Source organism: Idiomarina sp. Sol25 (genome assembly GCF_033052775.1).
Lineage (GTDB): Bacteria > Pseudomonadota > Gammaproteobacteria > Enterobacterales > Alteromonadaceae > Idiomarina.
This window is the reverse complement of record NZ_JAUPEW010000001.1, coordinates 216,303-239,361: the sequence shown is the minus strand read 5'-3', so window position 1 is coordinate 239,361 and position 23,059 is coordinate 216,303. Positions and strand designations below refer to the sequence as shown.

The window sequence follows — 23,059 nt, the reverse complement described above, 5'->3', positions numbered from 1 at the left end:
AGAATTACCATTCCTGTTTTTGTTGTAACACGGTTTAAAGGAATCAATTCATGAGTAGAACTATCACAGTAATTCCAGGTGACGGCATCGGTCCGGATATTGTCGAGTCCGCAACAGCCATTCTTGATAAAGCAGGTTGTGACTTTGAATATGAATACGTCGACGCTGGTTTAACTGCTTTGGAAAAAACCGGAGAGTTACTGCCACAGGACACTCTTGATGCGATTGAGCGTAACGGTGTTACCTTAAAAGGTCCGCTAACCACTCCGGTTGGTGAAGGCTTTACCTCTATTAATGTCAGCCTCCGCAAACATTTTTCATTATACGCTAACGTGCGCCCTGTTTTGTCTTTTACCGGCACACAAGCGCGCTACGAAAACATTGATATTATTACCATTCGTGAAAATACCGAAGGTATGTACTCCGGCTTAGGCCAAAAAGTATCTGAAGACGGTAACGAAGCCGAAGCAGTAAGCAAAATCACTCGTGAAGGCGCTGAGCGCATTGTTCGTTTTGCCTATGAAACCGCACGTCGCGAAGGCCGTAAGAAAGTCACCGCGGTGCATAAAGCCAACATTCTGAAATCCACTTCCGGTTTATTCCTGAAAGTAGCGCGCGAAATTGCGGAAGAGTATCCTGATATTGAATCAACAGAAATGATTGTTGATGCGGCCTGCATGCGCTTGGTTATGAACCCGGAAGAGTTTGACGTTATTGTTACCACCAACCTGTTTGGCGATATTCTGTCTGACCTGTGCGCAGGTTTGGTCGGCGGCTTAGGTATGGCACCCGGCGCTAACATTGGTAAAGACTGCGCCATTTTCGAAGCTGTACACGGCTCAGCCCCGGATATTGCTGGTAAAAACCTGGCAAACCCAACCTCAGTTATCTTAGCGTCAATTCAAATGCTGGAATACTTAGGTATGCAAGAACAAGCCGAAAAAATCACCAAAGCATTAGAAGATGTGATTTCCAGTGGCGACCGTACCACTCGTGATTTGGGCGGCTCGCACGGTACCACTGATTTTACTCAGGCAGTTATTGAGCGTCTTTAAGGCGAAAGGCATAGCCATGAATGAACTCAGGCTATGCCTTTAAAGCTAGCTGCGGGGCAACCAGCGCAAGTGTACAGTAATTTCTTCACGGTCGTGGTAAAGGTGCTTGGCCTGAATTTCAAACGGCTTAGTCCCCTCGGTTTGTAGCTGTTCTTTAATCTGATCCAGGTAGCCTTTAACTGCGGCGTAGCGCTGACGCATTGGTAACTTAAGATTAAAGATGGCTTCTTCACAATCACCGTCTAGTAACCAACTGGTCATCAGCTCGCCGACACGTGCGGGTTTTTCAACCATATCGCACACCAACCAGGTAACATTTTTGCGTTTCGGGCGAAATTTAAAGCCGTCTTCCTGAATGTGCTTTACCTGACCGGTTTCCATTAAAGATTCTGCCATTGGTCCGTTGTCCACAGCCTGTACCATCATACCGCGGCGTACCAACTGATAAGTCCAGCCTCCCGGCGCTGCACCAAGATCTACCGCCTTCATGCCCGAATGAACACGTTTTTCATGTTCGTTTTCAGGCACAAATACCTGAAAGGCTTCATCCAGTTTTAACGTTGAACGGCTTGGTGCCTCTTTTGGCATACGCAAACGCACAATCCCACCATCGTGCACTGTCTGGTTATAGCTGTACGAATACCCCACCAAAGCATGTGCCGCATTGACAAATAACACGTGAAGCATCGGTCGTTTGGCTAACGGTTTATTACTTAAAAGCTCTTCTTTACGCAACGCCTGACGCAGCGGTACGCTAAACTTACGGCAAAATTTGGATAGCTGGTTAGCTTCGTTAGTATCTGGGGTTTCCACCCGTAACTCACCGGCTAAACCAAAAGTTTCCTGGTGAGGTTTTAGTACCTTTATGACTTCGCTGGCACGGTCTTCAATACCGGCCACTTTAACCGGCCCCAGCAAGGCAAACATTTCGCGCGCAAAGACCAGGTCTTTCAGCGTCAGTTTACGGGCAATATGCTCTGCTTCTTCGTGCTGACAATGGTAGGTAACGTAAGCTTGTTCGGGTTGTGTCTGGCAATAACCATAAACACCCAGTTCCGCGGTTTTATCCTGAATTTCGGCCGCGCAATCACCTTCGAACCCCGCACGACACAGCAATACAATGCCACTACCTCTGCCGTTAACAATCTCACTCATTAACTACCTGCTCCTAACTTCATTGCGCCAACTAATAAACTGACCCAGCCAGCAATAAATAATACTCCGCCAATAGGTGTTATAGGTCCAAACCATTTAACACCGGTAAGTGCTAAGGCATACAAACTGCCAGAAAATAGAACCACGCCAGCCAGCCACAAATAGCCGCTGGCAACAAACCAAACCGACGGTGACTGCTTTAACCAAAGCGCTAAAGCAAACAGTGCCAACGCATGATAAAACTGATAGGTGACTCCGGTCTCAAAAGCGCTCAGCAAACTCTCACTTAATTTCGATTTTAAACCGTGCGAAGCAAAAGCGCCCAACATAACGCCGGTACCGCCTAAAATGGCGGCCACAATTAAAAATACCTGACTCATTGAATAAACTCCTTAATGGCATCTGCTGCCTGCTGCCAAAGCTTAGGTGTATTCACCGCCTTGGCTTTTGTGGCGGCAAATCCGTGATCGGCACCCTCTAGCCATTGTAACTGCCAGTTATGCGGCAGCTCCACGCCTTGCCCCTGCTCGGCTCTTTTTAAAAGCGGCTTACTGAACGGGTCACGCGTTCCCTGCAAAATAAGGCCGGGCGCCTGCGTCATCTTTAATTCTTCAAGGCGTGACTTCTCAGGTTTTTGCGGTGGGTGGAACGGAAAGCCCAAAGCAATGACTGCTTTCGCGCCGTATTTATCGGCTAAGCGCAACATTACCCGGCTTCCTAACGACTTGCCCATCAAAACTAACGGTTTATTATCTTGCTGTAACTCGCTCAGCAGTTCATCAATCGCATCGACCAATGCCTGCATTTTATTCGGCGGACGTGGCTTACCGGTTTCACGAACCTTTTCCCAATAAGGAAAGTCCGGGCGCACAACCTCCGCACCAAGCGCTATGCCATGCTCTGCAAAGAAATTCATAAAAGCTGTGTCGGGACCGCCTCCTGAGCCGTGCAAAAACACGATGCGGAACGCTCCTTCCGGGTTCTGTTGTTGATAACGCATTATTGGTTAAACTCTTGCTCTTCTTTTTGAACCAAGTTTAGCAGCCACTGACGAAAGGTCGCGATTTTACCTATCTCCGCCTGATTGTCACGACAAACCAGATAAAACGCTTTATTCCGCTGCAGTGCCTGAGGAAAAATACGAACCAGGTGGCCACTGTCAATTTCAGACTTCACCAACACGTTATTGGCTAATGCAATGCCCTGCCCGTGGACTGCAGCCTGCAAAGCCAGGCTGGAATGACTAAATACTGGTCCGTTATCGCCTTTATACTGGGGCAACCCTACCAATTGAAACCAGTCCTTCCAGGCATTTCGGGTTTCATCATGCAGTAGCGTTTGTTTGAATAAATCTATCGGCTCTTTAATGTTGGCTTTGTCTAACAGCAAAGGAGAACAGACAGGCCATAAGTATTCTTCATGCAGCTGGTAAGCTTTTACGCCGGGCCAGCGACCATCACCATAGTAAATAGCAACGTCTACATCGTCCGTCAAAGAGCCGCTAATCTCATCCACCGCTTTAATGCGTATGTCCATATCTGGGTGTTCTTCGCGAAAACTGCTGAGCCGCGGAACAAACCATAAAATGGCGAAGCTGGGCGGAACCGACACGGTCAAAGCACCGCGTTCAGACACTAGCCGAAGTTTATCGGTGGCCTGCGCCAATTGCTCAAAAATATCCCGTAATTCTAAGTAGTATTCCTGCCCTTCTTCGGTGAGCAGCAGCGAGCGGTTTCGTCGAATAAAAAGCTTAAGCTCAAGGAAGTCTTCTAACGCTTTTACCTGATGACTGACGGCCGCCTGAGTCACAAATAACTCTTCGGCTGCTTTGGTAAAACTGAGATGACGCGCTGCCACTTCAAATGATTTTAGCGCGTTTAAGGGAGGTAATTTCCGCATGCCATTAACTAAAAAGCGTCTCTGTTTAGTAGATAACCACCACTATAACAGAGACGCCCTTAGTTCGGCTATTTATCATTACTTTAACTAATGTGACTTACAGACGAACGCCGCCGTCAATTTCGACCACACGGCCGCTAAAGAAGTCATTTTCAATAATGTAGCGAGCACTGTGGGCAATTTCATTGGGCTGGCCCCAGCGTTTTAGCGGCACCATAGACAACGCGCGATCAACCGCTTCAGGTTTCATCTGTGCCGTCATTGGCGTTTCAATAAAGCCAGGCGCAATAGCACCACAGCGAATGCCGTAACGACCCAGTTCACGAGCCCAGGTGACTGTCATAGCAACCACACCGGCTTTCGTTGCGGAGTAGTTAGTCTGCCCCATGTTGCCGGCTCGCGCGACACTGGAAATGTTGATGATAACACCTTTCTTACCAGCTTTTACCATCTGCGCTGCGGCTTCACGTCCGCATAAGAAGGTACCGGTGAGGTTCACATCCAGTACCGACTGAAACTGCTGTAATGGCATTTTCTGTTTCAGTTCGCCGTCTTTGAATTTGATCAGCAAGCCGTCACGCAGTAAGCCTGCGTTGTTCACTAGCACATCGATGCCATCAAATTCTTGCTGAATTTGCTCAAATACGGTTTCTACCGACTCTTCATCGGTAATATCAACTTCATAACCAACCACTTTGGCTGCGCCCAGCTTTTCGCATTGTTCCTGAGCTTCACCTAATACGTCGCCGTTAATATCGATAAGTGCAAGTTTGGCACCTTGTCTGGCGAAATCTTCAGCCATCGCGAGGCCTAGCCCCTGAGCACCACCGGTAATAACAATGACACTGTCTTTAATTTGCATGTGTTTCCCCAATTCTTAGGTTACTTCTGTGACTTAGGTGCCACATAATTAAAAATACTGGAAAAGTCCTGGCGACCATGGCCTTGCTCAGACCAGCTGTGGTAAAGGTTGCGAGTCAGTGACCCCATAGGCGTTGCGGCACCGCTTTCTAATGCAGTTTGTTGCGCAAGGCCTAAATCTTTAGCCATTAAGTCAACCAAAAAGCCGCCCTGATAGTCATTGCTTGAGGGCACGTTATCCATTACCCCAGGGCACGGATTATATACCTGTAATGTCCAATTGCTACCTGAGCTTGCTAGCATAATTTCCGATAAAACTTTTGGGTCCAGCCCGTTTGCCTTACCCAATTGCAAAGCTTCAGAGGTACCTACCATTAATACTGACAACAACATGTTATTACAGATTTTTGCAATCTGTCCGGCACCGACATCACCGGCGCGGAAAACATTTTTGCCCATGTCGTTAAGCACGCTACGAGCCCGGTCAACGTTAGTTTCTGTGCCGCCGCAAATAAAGGTTAAAGTACCAGCTTTCGCGCCACCAACACCACCGGAAACCGGGGCGTCGATAAAGGCAATACCAGCTTTCTCTAAATGTTCACCCACATACATAGCGGTTTCAGAAGAAATGGTACTGCAGTCAATAACCAACTGATTTTTATTCAGCTTGTTGATTAGGCCATCGTCACCGAGATAAACGCCTTTTACGTGACGGTCTGCAGGCAGCATAGACACTACAAACTCGGCTCCTTCGATGGCTTCAGCTGCTGTTTTCGCCGCCTGTGCACCGTCAGCAACTATCGCTTTAAGTGCTTCTTCCGATAAGTCAAAAGCCTTAACCTTGTGGCCGGCTTTTGCCAGGTTACTGGCCATTGGGCCACCCATGTTACCCAGTCCAATAAATCCTACGGTTGCCATATTGGCACTCCTTCTCGTTATTCGTTCTATTTATCAAGATCGGCTAATGGATGCGTTCGCTCGCCCCAAGGCGGTAAAAAGAATGCATCAACTTCTTCCGCTGGTACTTCGGCTACCGAGTTATGCTGCCATTGTGGATTCTTATCTTTATCAATCAGCAGTGCCCGAATACCTTCCGCAAAATCGCCACGAACCGCACAGTTACAGGACAAGGTTAGCTCTAAACGGAAACAATCAGCCAACGACAAATCAGAGCCTTGCTGCAACTGGTTCCAGACCAGGTGCGATGTAAAAGGACAACCATTGGCCAGATTCTTACGCGCCCGCGCCAGCCATTTATCATCCGTTTCATCATTGACAATACGTTCAACAATTTCACCAATGTCGTTGCCCGTTGTAAGCTCTGTTATTAGCTTCTGATGCGGTTCTACCTGAGGCGTGGGTAACGCTGTTGGGTCATTACTTGCCTCGTCACTCAGTAAGTCCGTCACCTTTTGTTTGTTCAATGCCTCAGTATTGCCCCACTGAACTTCTTTCAGTTTATTCAGAATGCTTTCTTTGCTTTCATGCCCGACAAAGTGATCGGCCAGGTTCAGATACAGTGCATCGTTCGCATTCATCGTCGCGCCGGTAATGCCTAAGAACAAGCCGCAACCTTGTGGCATACGATTAAGGAAGGAGGTCGCACCAACATCTGGGTACAAGCCAATAGTCACTTCCGGCATAGCCAGTAACGAACGTTCGGTCACAATACGATGACTGGCGCCATTCATCAGCCCCATACCGCCGCCCATCACAATGCCGTCACCCCAGCAAATAAGAGGTTTGGGGAAGGTCTGAATAAAGTAGTCCAGTTGATATTCCTTCGTGAAGAAGTTTTCGACTTCCTCTACTAATTTGCCCGGCTCCGCTTGCATGGCTTTATACATGGCGACAATGTCACCACCGGCACAGAAAGCTTTTTCACCAGCCCCCTGCAACCAGACACAGGCGACTTTGTCGTCTTCTGCCCATTTCTCCAGCTGCGGTAAGAGCTTTTCAGCCATCGCCAGGCTCAGAGCATTCAGCGATTTCTCGGAATTTAACGTAGCAACGCCGATGACTTTGTCACCGGCGTTCAGTTCTTCAAAAAGTACAACGTCTTGCATGGAATCTCCTTACAAGATTTCGCGATCGTCATCCGCCAGTATACGGCGCCCAATAATCATGCGCATCACTTCGTTAGTGCCTTCCAGAATCTGGTGTACACGAACATCTCTTACATGGCGCTCTAACGGATACTCTTTAATGTAACCATAACCACCGTGAAGCTGCAGTGCATCGTTACACACTTTAAAACCAACATCGGTCGCAAACTGTTTTGCCATAGCACAATAGGTGGTTTTATCAGCGTCGTTGTTATCGACTTTACTGGCAGCCAGACGAACCATTTGGCGGGCTGCAACCAGCTCAGTCGCCATATCGGCCAACTTAAACTGCAGCGCCTGAAAAGCCGCCAGGGGCTTACCGAATTGCGTACGCTCCTGCATATAAGCTTTGGCAGTATTTAGTGCCGCCTGCGCTGTACCCACTGAACATACCGCAATGTTAATGCGGCCGCCGTCTAAGCCCATCATCGCAAACTTAAAACCTTCGCCTTCTTTGCCCAGCAGATTTTCTGCCGGAATACGAACGTCTTCAAAAGTCACTAAGCGGGTAGGCTGTGCATTCCAGCCCATTTTATCTTCGGCTTTCCCGTAAATAACACCTTTGGCGTCCGCCGGTACCGCAAAGGCAGAAATGCCTTTAGGTCCGTCTTCACCTGTACGAGCCATAACCACTAAAACATCAGTTTCGCCGGCACCGGAAATAAACATTTTAGAGCCGTTCAGAACGTACTCGTCGCCGTCTTTTTTCGCACTGGTGCGTAAGCTCGCAGCGTCCGAACCAGATCCGGGTTCAGTCAAGCAATAGGAGCCAAGCTTCTCGCCTGTCACTAATTCTGGTACCCACTGGTCAATCACAGACTGTTGACCGAATGAGCCAATCATCCAGGTAACCATATTATGAATGGTCATCATAGCCGTGGTTGCTGTACAACCGCCCGCCAGTTGCTCAAAAATAAGCGCAGAGTCCAGGCGGCTCATTCCAAAGCCGCCAGCCTCTTCCGGTGTATACATGCCCATAAAGCCCATTTCACCAGCTTTACGAAACACTTCTATTGGGAAGTAATGCTCTTCGTCCCATTTAGCCGCATTGGGCGCCAGCTCTTTATCAGCGAAGGCCTTAGCAGTGTCTACAAAAGCTTGCTGATCTTCTGTCAATTCGAAATTCATCGTTATCCCCTGTTATCTTAGGTTAATTGACATGTTAGGACCTGCCGGATCTTCCAGGTCGCTCTCAAACCAACGCGCCGTTACGGTCTTAGTTTCGCTATAGAAACGAACGCCCTGCTTACCATAAGCGTGTAGGTCACCAAAGAATGAACGCTTCCAGCCAGTAAATGAGAAGAACGGCAGTGGTACCGGAATTGGAATGTTAATCCCTACCTGACCCACTTCAACTTCGTGTTGGTATTTACGCGCTGCGGCACCGCTTGCTGTAAAGATAGAAGTACCATTACCGTAAGGATTGTTGTTAACCAGCTCTAATGCATCTTCTAAGCTGTCCACTTCTGTGGCGCACAATACTGGACCGAAAATTTCCGTTTTATAAATTTCCATATCCGGCGTTACGTTAGAGAAGACCGTTGGACCAACCCAGTTGCCGTCTGGCAAACCGTCAACTTTACAGTTACGGCCATCAACCAGCAGCTTCGCGCCTTCTTTTTCACCCTGAGTAATCAAAGCTTCAACGCGCTCTTTTGCTTGTGGGCTAATCACCGGACCATAAGCGGCATTTTCATCATTCCATGCGCCCGGACGAACTTTTGCAATGGCTTCCGCAATTTCAGGGATCCACTCTTTTGCCGCACCAACAAATACCGCGACAGAAATCGCCATACAACGTTGACCTGCCGCACCGACAGAAGAGCCAACCATATTGTTGATCACTTGCTGTTTATTGGCATCTGGCATAATAACGCAATGGTTTTTCGCACCGGCAAAGGCTTGTACGCGCTTACCATTTTCTGTACCGCGACGGTAGATGTACTCTGCAACCGGTACAGAGCCAACGAACGACAAGGCACGAACTGCCGGATGATCCAGCAGAAAATCAACCTGATCTTTATTGCCATGCAAGACCTGCAACACCCCTTTAGGCGCGCCAGCTTGTTCAAATAATTCCACCAAACGATTTGGCGTTAATGGATCTTGCTCAGAAGGTTTAAGAATAAAGGTGTTACCACAAGCAATGGCCAGCGGGAACATCCAAAGTGGAATCATCGCCGGAAAGTTAAATGGTGTAATACCTGCACAAACGCCAAGTGGCTGAGTGTAACTGTAAGAATCAATTTTACGGGCAACGTTTTCAACGGTCTCGCCCATCAATAACGAAGGAATGTTCGCTGCGTGTTCAACCACTTCTATACCACGCCAAACATCACCTTTGGCATCTTCAAAAGTTTTACCAGTTTCTTGTGCCAGCGTTTCAGCTATTTCTTCCTGATGTTCTTTTAACAAAGCCTGATAGCGCATCATTACGCGAGCACGCTCAGAAACCGGCACTTCTTTCCAGGTTTTAAAGGCTTCGCGAGCACTCTCAACCGCGGCGTCCATTTCGCTTTGGGTAGCAACAGGCACTTGTGCAATAACTTCCTGAGTTGCCGGGTTGGTGACAGGAATCCACTGTTCTGACTTCGAGGCGATAAATTCGCCATCTATATACAGAGGCACTTTCTTAGACATAATTCACCTTCTTATTGTGTTATTTTGTCATCTATTGATGAGCTAAATTTAGTTAAGTGAGCCTTAACGTGACCCTCTTAATTCTGATTACTTTACTTTGGGCCGCCAGCTTTTCGCTAATCGGCGTTTATCTTGCTGGCCAGGTTGACGGTTATATTGTTGTCTTTATCCGCATGGTTTTAGCCCTGATAACCGTATTGCCGCTATTTCGTTGGCGGCATTTGTCTCCCAAAAGTGGGCAGCTACCTCAACTGGCTAAACTGGCCGTTATTGGCGCTGTACAAATTGGCGCCATGTATTTGTTTCTTTATCATGCATTTTTGTATTTGAGCGTTGCCGAAGTGCTTTTGTTCACTATTTTTACACCACTCTATATAACGCTAATTGACGAGCTGATACTTAACCGCAAGCATCTCCCGCTCTTATGGTGGATAGCCGCAACGGTATCGGTATGCGGTGCCGCCATTATTCGCTATCAACCTTTGTCCGATGACTTCGTCACCGGCTTCTTTTTAATTCAGGCAGCCAATGCGTGCTTTGCCACCGGTCAAGTTGCTTATAAGCGTTTACCCACAGGTAAAACCTTAGAACAAAGTCAACAATTTGCCGCCTTTTTCTTTGGTGCCAGCATCGTTGCCGGCCTTGGTGTTTTATTCTTTGGCAACTTAACCAAAATGCCGACCACTCATCTTCAATGGGGCATCTTATTGTGGCTCGGTACTGTTGCCTCCGGGCTTGGTTACCTTGGTTGGAACCTTGCCAGTAAATGGGTCAACACCGGACAACTGGCCACGATGAACAATGCGTTAATTCCCACTGGAATTCTGGTTAATGTCTTATTCTGGGAACAGTCATTTGACTACACCCGCTTAAGCATTGGTGCTTTGATTATAGTACTTGCCATTTGGCTAGCCGGACGAGCTCAAAAACTGAAACCCTCCGGCTAGCCTATATCAGCAAAGCCCTATTACACCATTTCCACAGCCAGAGCGACGGCTTCACCGCCGCCGATACACAGTGAGGTAATGCCTCGTTTCTGGCCTTTCTGTTTCAAAGCGTGCAACAACGTTACCAGCAAACGTGCGCCGCTTGCGCCAATCGGATGCCCTAACGCACAAGCTCCGCCATGCACATTGACTTTAGCCGGGTCTAACTTCATTTGCTGAATGGCCAGCATAGTTACCATGGCAAAAGCTTCGTTAATTTCCCATAAATCGACGTCGTCTTTTGTCCAGTCCAGCTTGCTGAGCAAGGAGTTCATTGCCCCAATTGGTGCGACGGTAAATTCAGACGGTTCCTGCGAGTGCGTCGTGTGACCCATTACTCGCGCCAGCGGTTGCAAACCTTTGGCCTTTGCATCGCTCTCACGCATTAAAATAAGCGCTGCTGCACCGTCAGAAATGGAACTGGAATTAGCCGCGGTAATGGTGCCATCCTTTTTGAATGCCGCACGCAACTGAGAAATTTTATCCAGACGCGCTTTACCCGGTTGTTCGTCGATATCGACAGTCACGTCACCTTTACGGGTGGAGTATGTAACCGGGGTAATTTCGTCTTTAAAAAGGCCATCCTTAATAGCAGTCTGAGCTTTGGTAAGTGAATGAATGGCAAACTCATCCATTGCTTCACGATCCAAACCGTATTCATCAGCAGTGTCCTGTGCGTAACATCCCATAGCTTTATGCTCGTAGGCGTCTTCCAGCCCGTCCAGCATCATATGATCCAGAACTTGTCCGTGCCCCATACGATAACCGCTACGGCCTTTTGGCAGCATATAAGGTGCATTCGACATACTTTCCATGCCACCGGCAAGCACCACATCTGCTGAGCCTGCTTTAATTAAATCGTGCGCCATCATTGCAGCTTTCAAGCCAGAGCCGCATACTTTATTAATGGTTGTCGCGCCGGTAGAGCGAGGTAAATCGGCATGCAGCATTGCCTGACGCGCTGGTGCCTGACCCAAACCGGCAGGTAACACATTGCCCATGATAACTTCTGAAATATCATCGGCTGTTAAACCGCTGTTACTCAGCGCTGCTTTTATAGCTGTTGCGCCCAAATCAGGAGCCGTAACTTCACTCAAACTGCCCTGAAAACCGCCCATTGGCGTGCGGTTGGCCGCTACAATAACGATAGAATCGCTCGACATTTTTCCTCCAAATGCACTTTACGTTAACGTAAACTTCCTCTAAGCTTAGATCTTAGGACAACCAAAAAGCAAGTACCGATGAACAATAAAGTGACCTACACTATTGGCGAACTGGCAAAAGAATTTGACATTACCACCCGCAGCATTCGTTTTTACGAAGACGAAGGCTTGCTTTCCCCCAGACGCCAAGGGCAACAACGCATATATACCAACAAAGACCGGGTTCGTTTAAAGCTGATTCTACGCGGCAAACGACTCGGTTTTTCACTGGCCGAAACCGGTCGTTTGTTCGAACTTTACGACGCGGATAACAGCAGTGCGGCCCAGCTCGAAAAGGTACTTGAGCTGGTCAGTGAGAAGAAACACTCACTCAAGCAACAAATGGAAGATATTAATGTGTTACTGACCGAGCTCAGTGGTCTGGAGCAGCGTTGTCAGGACGAGCTCGAGAACATTCAGTCGTCAGTTTCAGAAGTTCATTCTCAGGAGTCGTTATGATCAGTCAATATACCACCTTTAATTTTGGTCTCGGCGAAACAGCCGATATGATCCGTGAACAAGTTAATGCCTTCGCGCGTGATGAAATCGCCCCACGCGCCACAGAAATTGATGAAAAAAATCAATTTCCCGGCGACTTATGGCAAAAACTTGGCGACATGGGTCTGCTGGGCTTAACCGTTGCCGAAGAATACGGTGGTTCCGGCATGGGCTACCTTGAACATGTTATTGCTATGGAAGAAATTAGCCGTGCTTCTGCCTCAGTTGGCTTAAGCTATGGTGCCCATTCAAACCTTTGTGTTAATCAAATTCATCGCAACGGTAACGAAGAACAAAAACAAAAGTATTTGCCTAAGTTATGCACCGGTGAACACGTTGGCGCTTTAGCTATGAGTGAACCTAATGCGGGTTCTGATGTAGTCAGTATGAAGCTGCGCGCGGAGAAGAAAGGCGACAAGTACATTCTGAACGGCAATAAAATGTGGATCACTAACGGTCCGGAAGCTAATGTCTTCGTAATTTACGCAAAAACCGAACCGGAGAAAAACTCTCGGGGCATTACCGCCTTTATCGTTGAAAAAGACACACCAGGGTTCAGCCAGGCGCAAAAACTCGACAAGCTGGGTATGCGTGGGTCAAATACCTGTGAACTGGTCTTCGAAGACGTAGAAGTCCCTGAAGAAAACATTTTGGGAGAGCTAAACGAAGGCGTTAAAGTATTGATGAGTGGTCTTGATTACGAGCGTGCCGTTCTTGCTGCAGGCCCTTTAGGCATTATGCAGGCCTGCCTTGATACTTGCGTGCCTTATATTCATGATCGTAAACAGTTCGGTAAAGAAATCGGCGAATTCCAGCTAATTCAGGGCAAAGTTGCTGATATGTACACTCGCACCAATGCGGCGCGTGCCTATGTTTACGCCGTGGCTCAATCTTGCGACCGTGGCGAAACCACCCGTAAAGATGCCGCCGGAGCGATTCTTTACGCCGCAGAACTGGCCACCCAACTTGCACTGGACGCTATACAGTTATTAGGCGGCAACGGCTACATTAACGAATACCCCACAGGACGCCTGCTGCGCGACGCGAAGCTTTATGAAATCGGCGCTGGTACATCGGAAATTCGCCGCATGCTTATTGGTCGCGAACTGTTCACTGAATCCAAATAATAAGGAGGCAACGCCGTGGCGATTTTATCCAGTAAAATCAACACCCGCGATGCACAATTTGCAGCTAACAGCGAGTCTATGCAGGCCGTCGTTAACGACCTGCAGGAAAAAGCGGCAAAAATTCATCAGGGTGGCGGGCCTAAGTATCAGGAACGCCATTTGTCCCGGGGTAAGTTATTGCCCCGCGACCGTATTAATAAACTGCTGGACGCGGGTTCACCGTTTCTGGAAGTCGGTCAGTTTGCGGCCTGGGAATGTTACGAAGACTACGTTCCTTCTGCTGGTGTAGTTGCCGGTATTGGTCAGGTTGAAGGCACTGAGTGTATGATCATCGCCAACGATGCCACCGTCAAAGGCGGCACCTATTACCCGCTGACCGTGAAAAAGCATCTGCGTGCCCAGGAAATTGCCGAGCGTTGTCACCTGCCTTGTATTTATCTGGTGGACTCCGGAGGCGCTAATCTGCCCCGTCAGGATGAAGTCTTCCCGGACAAAGAGCACTTTGGTCGCATTTTCTTTAATCAGGCGAATATGTCTGCCAAAGGCATTCCACAAATTGCTGTGGTTATGGGCCTGTGTACTGCCGGTGGCGCTTACGTGCCGGCTATGGCCGATGAAAGCGTCATAGTAAAAGAGCAAGGCACTATTTTCCTTGCAGGTCCACCGTTAGTTAAAGCAGCAACGGGCGAAGAAGTGTCAGCCGAAGAGCTTGGCGGTGCCGACGTGCACACACGCATTTCCGGTGTTGCGGATCATTTCGCTCACAACGATGAACACGCCTTAGCCTTAGCGCGCCGCTCGGTCGCACGCCTTAACCGCGGTGAACCAACCAAACTGGATCGTCAACCGGCTAAGCCACCGCGTTACGATGCAAAAGAGTTATACGGCATTGTCGGCACCGACCTACGCAAACCTTATGACGTTCACGAAGTGATTGCGCGCATTGTTGATGACTCAGACTTCGACGAATTTAAAGCCAACTACGGTAATACGTTGGTGACGGGGTTTGCCCGCATTGATGGCTACCCCGTCGGTATTGTCGCGAATAACGGCATCTTGTTCTCTGAGTCGGCACAAAAAGGCGCCCACTTTATTGAGCTTTGTGCCCAGCGCAAAATTCCACTGGTGTTTCTACAAAACATTACCGGCTTTATGGTCGGTAAAAAGTACGAGGCCGAGGGCATTGCCAAGCATGGCGCGAAAATGGTTATGGCGGTTTCCTGCGCTAAAGTGCCTAAGTTTACTGTGTTAATCGGCGGTAGCTACGGTGCTGGTAACTATGGCATGTGTGGCCGCGCTTATGATCCCACCATGATGTTTATGTGGCCGAATGCCCGTATCTCTGTTATGGGCGGTGAACAGGCTGCTGGCGTTATGGCGCAGGTAACCAAAGACAACTTAGCCCGCAAAGGCGAAAGCTTAAGTGAAGAAAAAGAACAAGAACTTAAAAAGCCCATTGTCGAGCAGTACGATAAACAGGGCCACCCCTATTATGCGTCAGCACGCTTATGGGACGACGGCATTATTGACCCGGCACAAACGCGCGAAGTTCTGGCATTAAGCCTTGCCGCTTCATTAAATGCACCGATTGAAGACAGCCGCTTCGGCGTCTTTCGCATGTAATCGGAGGTTATTAACCATGGCAAAATACACAGAACTCAATATCAACGATCAGGGCGTTGCGACACTGACGTTAAACCGCCCGGATGTTCACAACGCATTTGACGATGTGATGATTGCAGAGCTGCTACAGGCGTTAAAAAAGGTGGAAGAAAGTGCCAGCGCGAGAGTGCTGGTGCTTCGCTCAGAGGGCAAAAACTTTTCTGCCGGTGCGGATCTGAACTGGATGCGCTCAATGGCGGATAAAAACTACCAGCAAAACGTGGATGACGCCGGTGAGCTTGGCCTGCTAATGGAACGCCTGGACTTGCTTAGCAAGCCCAGTATCGCGTTAGTCCAAGGTGCGGCCTTTGGTGGCGCAGTAGGCCTTGCCGCTTGCTGTGACATTGTACTGGCACAACCGCGTAGCAGCTTCTGCTTGAGTGAAGTCAAAATTGGGCTTATTCCGGCAGTTATCAGTCCTTATGTTGTGCGTACTATTGGTGAGCGCCAGTCACGCCGCTATATGCTGACCGCTGAGCGCTTCTTTGCCGACAAAGCGCAAGAGCTAGGTTTGGTCAACGAAATTGTAGAAAGCTTTGAAGAGCCGTTAAACAAACTACTAGACGCGCTTCTAGCGAATAGTCCACAAGCGGTAACCGCCTGTAAGCAACTGATCCGCAATGTTGGTTCACGTCCAATTGATAAAGACGTACGTGAACATACCATTAAAGCCATTGCCGAAATTCGCGTGTCGGACGAAGGCCAGGAAGGACTCAGTGCGTTTCTTGAAAAACGCCCCGCCGCCTGGCTTAAACAGAGTTAACAACAGGTCTCATTATGATCAAAACATTATTGATTGCGAACCGTGGTGAAATTGCCTGTCGTATTATTGCCACAGCAAAGAAAATGGGAATTCGCTCCGTAGCGGTATTCTCCGATGCCGACCGCAACTCACGCCACGTTAAGCTGGCGGATCAGGCCGTACATATTGGTCCTGCAGCCAGCACTGACAGTTATCTGCGTGCCGATAAAATTATCGCCGCCGCTAAACAAACCGGTGCTGAAGCCATTCACCCGGGCTATGGTTTTCTCTCAGAGAACGAAGACTTCGCTGACCAATGTGAGCTGAACAACATCATTTTTGTGGGACCACCGGTATCGTCTATTGCCGCTATGGGCTCTAAGAGCGCGGCTAAATCCATTATGCAGGACGCCGGTGTACCTCTGGTTCCGGGTTACCACGGCAGCGAACAGGATATTGAAACGCTAAAAGCCGAAGCTGAAAAAGTTGGCTTCCCATTACTACTAAAAGCGGCGTACGGCGGCGGTGGTAAAGGTATGCGTGTGGTAGAAAACATGGGCGAATTCGACGACGCCCTGAATTCCGCCAAACGCGAAGCGAAGTCCTCTTTTGGTAACGATAAAATGCTGATGGAGCGTTTTATTCGTAACCCTCGCCACGTGGAAATTCAGGTGTTTACCGATGAACATGGTAACGCCGTCTACCTGGCAGAACGCGACTGTTCGGTGCAGCGCCGTCACCAAAAGGTGCTTGAAGAGGCCCCTGCTCCGGCATTGACTGAAAAAACGCGCACAGAAATGGGCGAAGCTGCAATTCGCGCAGCCCAGGCAATAGATTATGTTGGTGCTGGAACGGTTGAGTTTTTGTTTGATCAAAGTGGCGAGTTCTACTTCATGGAGATGAACACTCGCTTACAGGTTGAGCATCCGGTTACGGAAATGATCACCGGCCAGGATTTAGTCGAATGGCAATTGCTGGTCGCTTCAGGTCAACCACTACCTCTGGCGCAAAATGACATTCAAGTAAACGGTCACGCATTCGAAGCACGGATTTACGCCGAAGATCCGGACAACGATTTCTTGCCCTGCACTGGTACTATTAAACATTTACGCACGCCTGCAGAAAAGAACGGCATCCGCATTGACACCGGCATTGAAGAAGGCGACGAGATATCTGCTTTCTATGACCCAATGATAGCCAAACTGATTGTCTGGGACACCGACCGTACCCGCGCCCTGTTGCGTCTGCAAAAGGCTTTGCGTGAATATCGTTTAACCGGCTTAACGACTAACGTCGACTTTTTACATCGTTTAGCTTCACATCCCGAATTTGTGAAGACCAACCTCACTACTGAGTTTATTCAACAACATCAAGAGGAGTTGCTGCCCGATAGTTCAGTGAATTATCAGCAAATTGCGACGGAAGCGGCTTTATTTGATATTTGTCAGCGCCAACAGCAACGAGGCAGTTCACCATGGCAAAGTGGTAATGCGTTTAGAATGAACTCAGCAGCCACACATACAGTTTCACTGCAATTCGGCGAAGAAACTTACCCTATTTCACTAGTCGAAGGCGCTAACGGAGAATTCCTGCAGCAAATTGATAACGAAAGCATACAATGGCAGGCGTCTTTAACCGACGACAAACTCACGCTAACTTCCGGTAGTATGCGCTATCATCGCTACGTCAGTGCCGACCACCAGCAAATTACGGTATTCACTGATAACGGCCCTATGACTTTCCATCGACACCGTGTGGCTGATACGCTGTCGGATGAAGCGGCTCACGGTGGTCACGTTGCCCCAATGAACGGAACCATCATGGAAGTACTGGTTGAAAAAGGTGACACGGTCAAGAAAGATCAGCCGTTGGTCATTATGGAAGCCATGAAAATGGAGTACACCATTAAAGCTGGCCATGAAGGTGAAGTCACCGATGTCTTTTTCGCCGCAGGAGATTTGGTCAGTGACGGCGATGAACTGCTTGCAGTGAACGAAACCGAATAATAAAAAATAATCAGAAGTGATCAGGAGTGACTATGGCTATTGCAGAACAGATAAAAATCGTCGAAGTTGGTCCTCGTGACGGCTTGCAAAATGAAACTGCTGTTTCTGTTGATGCAAAAGTTGCCTTAATTGGAGCGCTGGCAGAAGCCGGCGTTTCTTATATCGAAAGTGCCAGCTTTGTCAGCCCCAAATGGGTGCCACAAATGGCTGACAGCACTGCCGTTATGGAGCAGATTAAACGTCGCCCGGGAGTCACTTACGCCGGTCTAACGCCAAATTTGAAGGGCTTTGAAGCGGCAGTTGCAGCCGACATGGACGAAGTCGCAGTGTTCGGTGCAGCGTCGGAAGCTTTTACCCAAAAGAACATTAACTGCAGTATCGACGAGTCGCTGGAGCGTTTTAAGCCAGTTATTGCCGCAGCTAAAGAAAAAGGCATTCCCGTCAGAGGTTATGTTTCCTGCGTTTTAGGTTGCCCCTACCAGGGTGAAGTTCCGCTAGAAAATGTGGTTAAAGTTGCAGAAGCCTTATACCACATGGGCTGTTATGAAATATCGCTGGGCGACACCATAGGCGTCGGTACGCCGTTAAAAGCCCAGGAAATGCTTGCCGCTGTTGCAGAGAAAGTCCCCATGGACAGGCTAGCGCTGCATTTTCACAATACTTACGGGCAAGCTTTGGCTAATATCATAGCCTGCCTGCCACTAGGCGTTGCAACTATTGACTCAGCCGTAGCTGGTCTGGGTGGCTGCCCATACGCTAAAGGCGCCAGTGGCAATGTTGCCACTGAAGATGTGGTTTACATGTTAAATGGTATGGGCATAAAAACCGGTATTGACCTGAACAAGTTAATCGCGGCCGGAGCCGGTATTTGCCAGCATTTATCGCACGGCGCTCGCTCTCAGGTCGCAATAGCAGAATTGGCAAAAGCTTAATTAGCAAAATAAGGGGATTAAAATGACTTCAGAAGCTTTATGGCAACCGTCAGCAGATACCATTGCTAATGCCCGCATGACAGACTTTCTACAACAAGTGAATACCGAAAAATCTGCCGCGCTGGCCAATTACCACGACCTTTATCAGTGGTCCGTCGACAACGACGAAAGTTTCTGGTCTATGATATGGGACTACTTTGATGTTATTGGTGAAAAAGGCACTACGATAGTCACCGATAAAGAAAAGATGCCCGGCGCTCAGTGGTTTCCTGATGCCAGCCTAAATTTTGCCGAAAACCTGCTGCGTCATAAAGACGACCATATTGCTCTAATTTTTCGCGGTGAGAATGGCACACGCCAACAGCTAACTTATGCCGAACTCAACCACGAAGTTGCTGCTTTCGCCGAAGGCTTACGCCAACGGGGAGTTGAAGCCGGTGACCGTGTTGCTGCCATGATGCCTAACTGCATTGAAACCATCATTGGTATGCTGGCAACCATCAGTATCGGCGCTATCTGGTCGTCTTGCTCGCCAGACTTTGGCGTTCAGGGCGTACTTGACCGTTTCGGTCAGATAGAGCCTAAAGTTCTGATTACTGTTGATGGTTATTTTTATAACGGCAAAAACATCAATATAAAAAACAAAACCGCCGATATCATCAAACAAATTCCAAGCATTGAAGCCACGGCATTGGTTAATTTCAGTCAACAAAAAGACCGTATAGAAGGCGACAATGTGTTTTCATGGAGCGATTTTGGAGATGCCGAACAAACACAGATAGATTTCGCTCCGCGCAACTTTAATGACCCCCTCTATATTATGTTTTCGTCGGGCACTACGGGCGTTCCTAAATGCATTGTTCATGGTACGGGCGGTACTTTATTGCAGCACTTAAAAGAGCACGGTCTGCATACCGACCTAGACCGTGACGACAATCTGTTTTACTTCACCACCTGCGGCTGGATGATGTGGAACTGGCTGGTCAGTGGTCTGGCTGTGGGCGCGACCCTAACCTTATTCGATGGTTCGCCCTTTGCGCCTGAGCCTGAGTTTTTATGGGACGTAGCTGACGAAGAAGGCATTACCGTATTTGGTACCAGTGCCAAGTATTTAGCAGCGCTTGAGAAAGAAGGCGTTAAACCGGGAGAAAGTCATAACCTGGAAAACCTGCGCAGCATCTTAACCACGGGGTCGGTACTACCTCCAGAAAGCTTTGACTACGTTTACCGCGACATTAAAACAGACCTGTGTCTTTCCTCAATATCAGGTGGTACAGACATTGTCTCCTGCTTTGCCCTTGGCTGCCCTATTCTGCCGGTTTACCGGGGCGAACTACAATGCCGGGGCCTTGGTTTAGCCGTTAACGTTTATGACGAGAACGGAAAACCGGTTAAAGGTGAAAAAGGTGAACTGGTTTGCGAAAATTCGTTCCCCTGCATGCCCGTAAGCTTCTGGAACGACGAGAATGGCGAGCGTTATTTTAATGCGTATTTCGATCGATTTAAAAATACCTGGGCACATGGTGACTTTGCCGAGCTCACCAAGCATGACGGCGTTATTATTTACGGTCGTTCCGATGCCGTTCTTAACCCGGGCGGCGTGCGTATTGGCACCGCTGAAATTTACCGTCAGGTAGAAAAGGTTGATGACGTGCTGGAGAGTATTGCTGTCGGTCAGCAGTACGAAGATGACGAACGCGTCGTTCTCTTTGTAAAACTCAGAGACGGCAGAGAACTAAATAACGAACTTCGCCAAACCATTGCGAAAACCATTCGTGCTAACGCGACTCCACGGCACGTACCTGCTGTAATTTTGCAGGTTGACGACATACCCCGTACTATAAGCGGTAAGATAGTCGAATTAGCGGTACGTAATGTGATTCACGGTGAGCCCGTGAAAAACACGGATGCTCTGGCAAACCCAGAGGCACTGGATTACTTCCGTGATAGAGAGGAGTTGCGTTAATCCATGATGTTCCTGCACGGATCACGGCAGGCTGTTATAGCAGCCCTTGTTGGTTTGGTTATTACGGTTACCGCTTTTAGCTATTTGCGTTATCAGGAAAATCAAGTTGTCCACGATGCCCTCGAAGCGGAAACTTACAACTTGCAACGAGACATTCGGCAAAGCCTGGTCTCTCATTTATTTGTAGCTGAACTGTTGGCGCGCGAGTGGGAACGCAATGCTCTTTCTATAGAAGAACGCTGGAAAGACAACGCCGATATCGTGACTCTTTACTATCAGAACGTAAAAGGCATCACTTGGCTCAATGATGAACTGGATATTGAGCTTATTTACCCTCCAAACGGGCAGCCTGAGCTACTGGGAACGCCTTTTGCTAAGACGCCATTGCTGGAAAAATTAAAAACGTCTGAAGGAAACCGTCATGCGATGATGGGCCCTGCCGGAAATTTAGGCCGTATTAGCAGCGACATAGCTATTTTTGTCCGTGTAGAGCAAGAGCAAACCCACGGCTTTCTGGGGTTTGTGATAAGTCTGCAAAGCCTGTTTAATAATGTTGTGCGCAGCAACATCAGTGAAGGCTTCCAACTCAGTGTTCGCAGTAACAACGACATACTGTATCAATTTGCCGGCGATACCTCATTACGCGAAGAATGGTCGCATTTTCATTCACTGCAATTGGTGGGGAATAGCTGGGAGCTCTCAGTCTGGCCAACCGCTGATCACCTGGAGCAACTCCGTGGGGGCATTTCGGTAGCTGCGTTAATTGCCGGCTTACTCGTCACTGGCATGCTAACTTTTGTACTTTATATTTTAAGTCAAAGCCGCTTTAAGGCACAGCAGCTCGCCGATTCCAATATTGAACTTTATAGTGAAATTGATGAGCGCGAACGCATTGAAAAGCAAATGGCTTACCTTGCCGAACATGATTCTCTTACCGGCCTTGTAAACCGAAACGCCTTAAAACGCATTCTGGGTGAGTGGTTAGAAACCGAGTCACCCTACAAAAAAGCCGCTTTGTTGTTTATTGATTTAGATAGGTTTAAAGAGGTCAATGACGCATTGGGTCATACAGTTGGTGACGAATTGCTACGCCGGGTTGCGCGGCGCATCACAAAATTAGCGCCTAAAGGTAGTGTTCTGGCAAGAGCCGGCGGTGATGAGTTTTTACTGGCAATAGCAAAGCCTGATAGTCGTGAAAGTGTTATTAAGCTGTCGGAACAGCTGCTTCAGGCGCTCGACACGCACTTTTTCGTGGACGTCTATGAGCTCTTTATTAGTGCCTCTATTGGCGTCACTTTTGCGGATGATGCCGATTTCAACGCTGAATACTTTATTCGTAATGCAGACACTGCGCTTTATCAGGCAAAAGAACATGGCCGCAATACCTATAAAGTTTACGATAAAGCCATTCATCGTGACTTGACCAAAAAACTGGAGCTGGTTAAACGGCTACGCCATGCCGTTTCCAAGCAGCAGCTTACCGTTTATTACCAGCCTAAAGTCGAACTTGGTAGTCGCCGTATCAGTGGTTTGGAGGCTCTGGTTCGCTGGGTTGATGACGATGGCAGTATCATTCCTCCGGATGAGTTTATTCCACTGGCTGAAGATACCGGCCTCATTATTCCAATATCGGAATATGTGATGGAAGAAGCCTTTCTCCAATTAAAGCAATGGCACCAACTTGGCTTCGAAGAATTGAGCATTGCCATCAATATATCAGGAAAGCAGCTACACTTAGCTGATTTGGTCGATGACATTATGGAACGGGTGAACGAAGCCCAGATACCGCCAAACAAAGTAGAATTAGAGCTAACTGAGCAAGTGTTTATAGAAAACATTCAGTCTCATACCCGCTTCATGCACTCGGTGCGTGAACAGGGAATGTCACTGGCTATAGACGATTTTGGTGTGGGCTATTCATCACTGTCATATTTAAAGAATTTCCCGGTTACTTCGTTGAAAATAGATCGCTCTTTTGTCAGAGATTTACCACACAACGAAGACGACGCAACCATTACCCAGGCCATTATTAGTCTGGCACGTAATTTAAATCTGCAATTGGTTGCTGAGGGTGTTGAAACCGAAGAACAAGTCGAATTTTTATTACAACGTGAATGCAGTACCGGACAAGGCTTTCTTTTCAGTAGACCGGTTCCGGCGCGGCAAATCACTGAACTATTGCAGCAGTATAAAGGGCTTATCCCTATCCAGATAGCCTGAATA

Annotated in this window: 20 protein-coding genes; 10 read left to right on the top strand and 10 right to left on the bottom strand. The window is 48.3% G+C overall.

Annotation, left to right across the window (positions count from 1 at the left end; all coding sequences use genetic code 11):
• Positions 1 to 50: 50 nt before the first annotated feature.
• The gene (locus Q5L94_RS01125) at positions 51 to 1,055 is read left to right on the top strand and encodes an isocitrate dehydrogenase (protein WP_317496663.1); all 1,005 of its coding nucleotides are present in this window, start codon (positions 51 to 53) and stop codon (positions 1,053 to 1,055) included.
• Positions 1,056 to 1,100: 45 nt separating this feature from the next.
• On the opposite strand, the gene rlmM is transcribed toward Q5L94_RS01125, so the two are convergent.
• The 9 genes from rlmM to Q5L94_RS01080 form a co-directional block, all read right to left on the bottom strand.
• Positions 1,101 to 2,210, bottom strand: coding sequence for a 23S rRNA (cytidine(2498)-2'-O)-methyltransferase RlmM (gene rlmM / locus Q5L94_RS01120; protein ID WP_317496662.1), 1,110 nt, complete (start codon positions 2,208 to 2,210; stop codon positions 1,101 to 1,103).
• Positions 2,210 to 2,590 (bottom strand): DUF423 domain-containing protein, encoded by a 381-nt coding sequence (locus Q5L94_RS01115; RefSeq protein ID WP_317496661.1) that lies wholly within the window; start codon positions 2,588 to 2,590, stop codon positions 2,210 to 2,212. Before Q5L94_RS01115 ends, rlmM begins: the two co-directional genes overlap by 1 nt.
• Positions 2,587 to 3,210, bottom strand: a complete 624-nt coding sequence (locus Q5L94_RS01110) for an alpha/beta fold hydrolase (RefSeq protein WP_317496660.1) — start codon at positions 3,208 to 3,210, stop codon at positions 2,587 to 2,589. The genes Q5L94_RS01115 and Q5L94_RS01110 overlap by 4 nt, the downstream gene beginning before the upstream one ends.
• Positions 3,210 to 4,109: a transcriptional regulator GcvA gene (locus Q5L94_RS01105; RefSeq protein ID WP_317496659.1), complete on the bottom strand. Its 900-nt coding sequence runs from the start codon at positions 4,107 to 4,109 to the stop codon at positions 3,210 to 3,212. Before Q5L94_RS01105 ends, Q5L94_RS01110 begins: the two co-directional genes overlap by 1 nt.
• A 97-nt stretch (positions 4,110 to 4,206) precedes the next feature.
• Positions 4,207 to 4,971, bottom strand: coding sequence for an SDR family oxidoreductase (locus Q5L94_RS01100; protein ID WP_011234117.1), 765 nt, complete (start codon positions 4,969 to 4,971; stop codon positions 4,207 to 4,209).
• A gap of 20 nt (positions 4,972 to 4,991) precedes the next feature.
• Entirely contained in the window at positions 4,992 to 5,888 is an 897-nt protein-coding gene (gene mmsB / locus Q5L94_RS01095; RefSeq protein WP_317496658.1) for a 3-hydroxyisobutyrate dehydrogenase, read from the bottom strand.
• A 26-nt stretch (positions 5,889 to 5,914) separates the two neighbouring features.
• Positions 5,915 to 7,036, bottom strand: a complete 1,122-nt coding sequence (locus Q5L94_RS01090; RefSeq protein WP_317496657.1) for an enoyl-CoA hydratase/isomerase family protein — start codon at positions 7,034 to 7,036, stop codon at positions 5,915 to 5,917.
• Between the two features lie 9 nt (positions 7,037 to 7,045).
• On the bottom strand, positions 7,046 to 8,203 hold the full coding sequence (locus tag Q5L94_RS01085) for an acyl-CoA dehydrogenase family protein (protein WP_317496656.1): 1,158 nt from the start codon (positions 8,201 to 8,203) through the stop codon (positions 7,046 to 7,048).
• Between the two features lie 12 nt (positions 8,204 to 8,215).
• Positions 8,216 to 9,715, bottom strand: a complete 1,500-nt coding sequence (locus Q5L94_RS01080) for a CoA-acylating methylmalonate-semialdehyde dehydrogenase (RefSeq protein WP_317496655.1) — start codon at positions 9,713 to 9,715, stop codon at positions 8,216 to 8,218.
• Between the two features lie 68 nt (positions 9,716 to 9,783).
• Between Q5L94_RS01080 and Q5L94_RS01075 the strand changes: the two genes are divergently transcribed.
• Entirely contained in the window at positions 9,784 to 10,662 is an 879-nt protein-coding gene (locus Q5L94_RS01075; RefSeq protein ID WP_317496654.1) for an EamA family transporter, read from the top strand.
• A gap of 20 nt (positions 10,663 to 10,682) precedes the next feature.
• On the opposite strand, the gene Q5L94_RS01070 is transcribed toward Q5L94_RS01075, so the two are convergent.
• Positions 10,683 to 11,864, bottom strand: a complete 1,182-nt coding sequence (locus tag Q5L94_RS01070; protein ID WP_317496653.1) for an acetyl-CoA C-acyltransferase — start codon at positions 11,862 to 11,864, stop codon at positions 10,683 to 10,685.
• Positions 11,865 to 11,942: 78 nt separating this feature from the next.
• Here Q5L94_RS01070 and Q5L94_RS01065 point away from each other — a divergent pair, with 78 nt between their 5' ends.
• The 8 genes from Q5L94_RS01065 to Q5L94_RS01030 are packed head-to-tail and all read left to right on the top strand — an operon-like array spanning position 11,943 to position 23,056.
• A complete protein-coding gene (locus Q5L94_RS01065; protein ID WP_317496652.1) occupies positions 11,943 to 12,362 on the top strand; it encodes a MerR family DNA-binding transcriptional regulator in 420 nt (139 codons plus the stop codon).
• Positions 12,359 to 13,528: an isovaleryl-CoA dehydrogenase gene (locus tag Q5L94_RS01060; protein WP_317496651.1), complete on the top strand. Its 1,170-nt coding sequence runs from the start codon at positions 12,359 to 12,361 to the stop codon at positions 13,526 to 13,528. The genes Q5L94_RS01065 and Q5L94_RS01060 overlap by 4 nt, the downstream gene beginning before the upstream one ends.
• Positions 13,529 to 13,543: 15 nt before the next feature.
• Positions 13,544 to 15,151 carry a carboxyl transferase domain-containing protein gene (locus tag Q5L94_RS01055; RefSeq protein WP_317496650.1) on the top strand — a complete coding sequence of 536 codons (1,608 nt, stop codon included), beginning with the start codon at positions 13,544 to 13,546 and terminating at the stop codon, positions 15,149 to 15,151.
• 16 nt (positions 15,152 to 15,167) lie between these two features.
• A complete protein-coding gene (locus Q5L94_RS01050; RefSeq protein ID WP_317496649.1) occupies positions 15,168 to 15,953 on the top strand; it encodes an enoyl-CoA hydratase-related protein in 786 nt (261 codons plus the stop codon).
• 14 nt (positions 15,954 to 15,967) lie between these two features.
• Complete coding sequence (locus Q5L94_RS01045) at positions 15,968 to 17,938, top strand: acetyl/propionyl/methylcrotonyl-CoA carboxylase subunit alpha (RefSeq protein ID WP_317496648.1); 1,971 nt, start codon at positions 15,968 to 15,970, stop codon at positions 17,936 to 17,938.
• 32 nt (positions 17,939 to 17,970) lie between these two features.
• Positions 17,971 to 18,870 (top strand): hydroxymethylglutaryl-CoA lyase, encoded by a 900-nt coding sequence (locus Q5L94_RS01040; protein WP_317496647.1) that lies wholly within the window; start codon positions 17,971 to 17,973, stop codon positions 18,868 to 18,870.
• Between the two features lie 22 nt (positions 18,871 to 18,892).
• Complete coding sequence (locus Q5L94_RS01035) at positions 18,893 to 20,836, top strand: acetoacetate--CoA ligase (protein WP_317496646.1); 1,944 nt, start codon at positions 18,893 to 18,895, stop codon at positions 20,834 to 20,836.
• A gap of 3 nt (positions 20,837 to 20,839) precedes the next feature.
• Positions 20,840 to 23,056 carry a putative bifunctional diguanylate cyclase/phosphodiesterase gene (locus tag Q5L94_RS01030; RefSeq protein ID WP_317496645.1) on the top strand — a complete coding sequence of 739 codons (2,217 nt, stop codon included), beginning with the start codon at positions 20,840 to 20,842 and terminating at the stop codon, positions 23,054 to 23,056.
• Positions 23,057 to 23,059: the final 3 nt, after the last annotated feature.

Coding starts and splice junctions, on each gene's coding strand:
- rlmM (WP_317496662.1), bottom strand. CDS start 2,210: ATGAGTGAGATTGTTAACGGCAGAGGTAGTGGCATTGTATTGCTGTGT.
- Q5L94_RS01065 (WP_317496652.1), top strand. CDS start 11,943: ATGAACAATAAAGTGACCTACACTATTGGCGAACTGGCAAAAGAATTT.
- Q5L94_RS01085 (WP_317496656.1), bottom strand. CDS start 8,203: ATGAATTTCGAATTGACAGAAGATCAGCAAGCTTTTGTAGACACTGCT.
- Q5L94_RS01125 (WP_317496663.1), top strand. CDS start 51: ATGAGTAGAACTATCACAGTAATTCCAGGTGACGGCATCGGTCCGGAT.
- Q5L94_RS01050 (WP_317496649.1), top strand. CDS start 15,168: ATGGCAAAATACACAGAACTCAATATCAACGATCAGGGCGTTGCGACA.
- Q5L94_RS01080 (WP_317496655.1), bottom strand. CDS start 9,715: ATGTCTAAGAAAGTGCCTCTGTATATAGATGGCGAATTTATCGCCTCG.
- Q5L94_RS01035 (WP_317496646.1), top strand. CDS start 18,893: ATGACTTCAGAAGCTTTATGGCAACCGTCAGCAGATACCATTGCTAAT.
- Q5L94_RS01040 (WP_317496647.1), top strand. CDS start 17,971: ATGGCTATTGCAGAACAGATAAAAATCGTCGAAGTTGGTCCTCGTGAC.
- Q5L94_RS01105 (WP_317496659.1), bottom strand. CDS start 4,109: ATGCGGAAATTACCTCCCTTAAACGCGCTAAAATCATTTGAAGTGGCA.
- Q5L94_RS01090 (WP_317496657.1), bottom strand. CDS start 7,036: ATGCAAGACGTTGTACTTTTTGAAGAACTGAACGCCGGTGACAAAGTC.
- Q5L94_RS01030 (WP_317496645.1), top strand. CDS start 20,840: ATGATGTTCCTGCACGGATCACGGCAGGCTGTTATAGCAGCCCTTGTT.
- Q5L94_RS01070 (WP_317496653.1), bottom strand. CDS start 11,864: ATGTCGAGCGATTCTATCGTTATTGTAGCGGCCAACCGCACGCCAATG.
- mmsB (WP_317496658.1), bottom strand. CDS start 5,888: ATGGCAACCGTAGGATTTATTGGACTGGGTAACATGGGTGGCCCAATG.
- Q5L94_RS01115 (WP_317496661.1), bottom strand. CDS start 2,590: ATGAGTCAGGTATTTTTAATTGTGGCCGCCATTTTAGGCGGTACCGGC.
- Q5L94_RS01060 (WP_317496651.1), top strand. CDS start 12,359: ATGATCAGTCAATATACCACCTTTAATTTTGGTCTCGGCGAAACAGCC.
- Q5L94_RS01110 (WP_317496660.1), bottom strand. CDS start 3,210: ATGCGTTATCAACAACAGAACCCGGAAGGAGCGTTCCGCATCGTGTTT.
- Q5L94_RS01100 (WP_011234117.1), bottom strand. CDS start 4,971: ATGCAAATTAAAGACAGTGTCATTGTTATTACCGGTGGTGCTCAGGGG.
- Q5L94_RS01045 (WP_317496648.1), top strand. CDS start 15,968: ATGATCAAAACATTATTGATTGCGAACCGTGGTGAAATTGCCTGTCGT.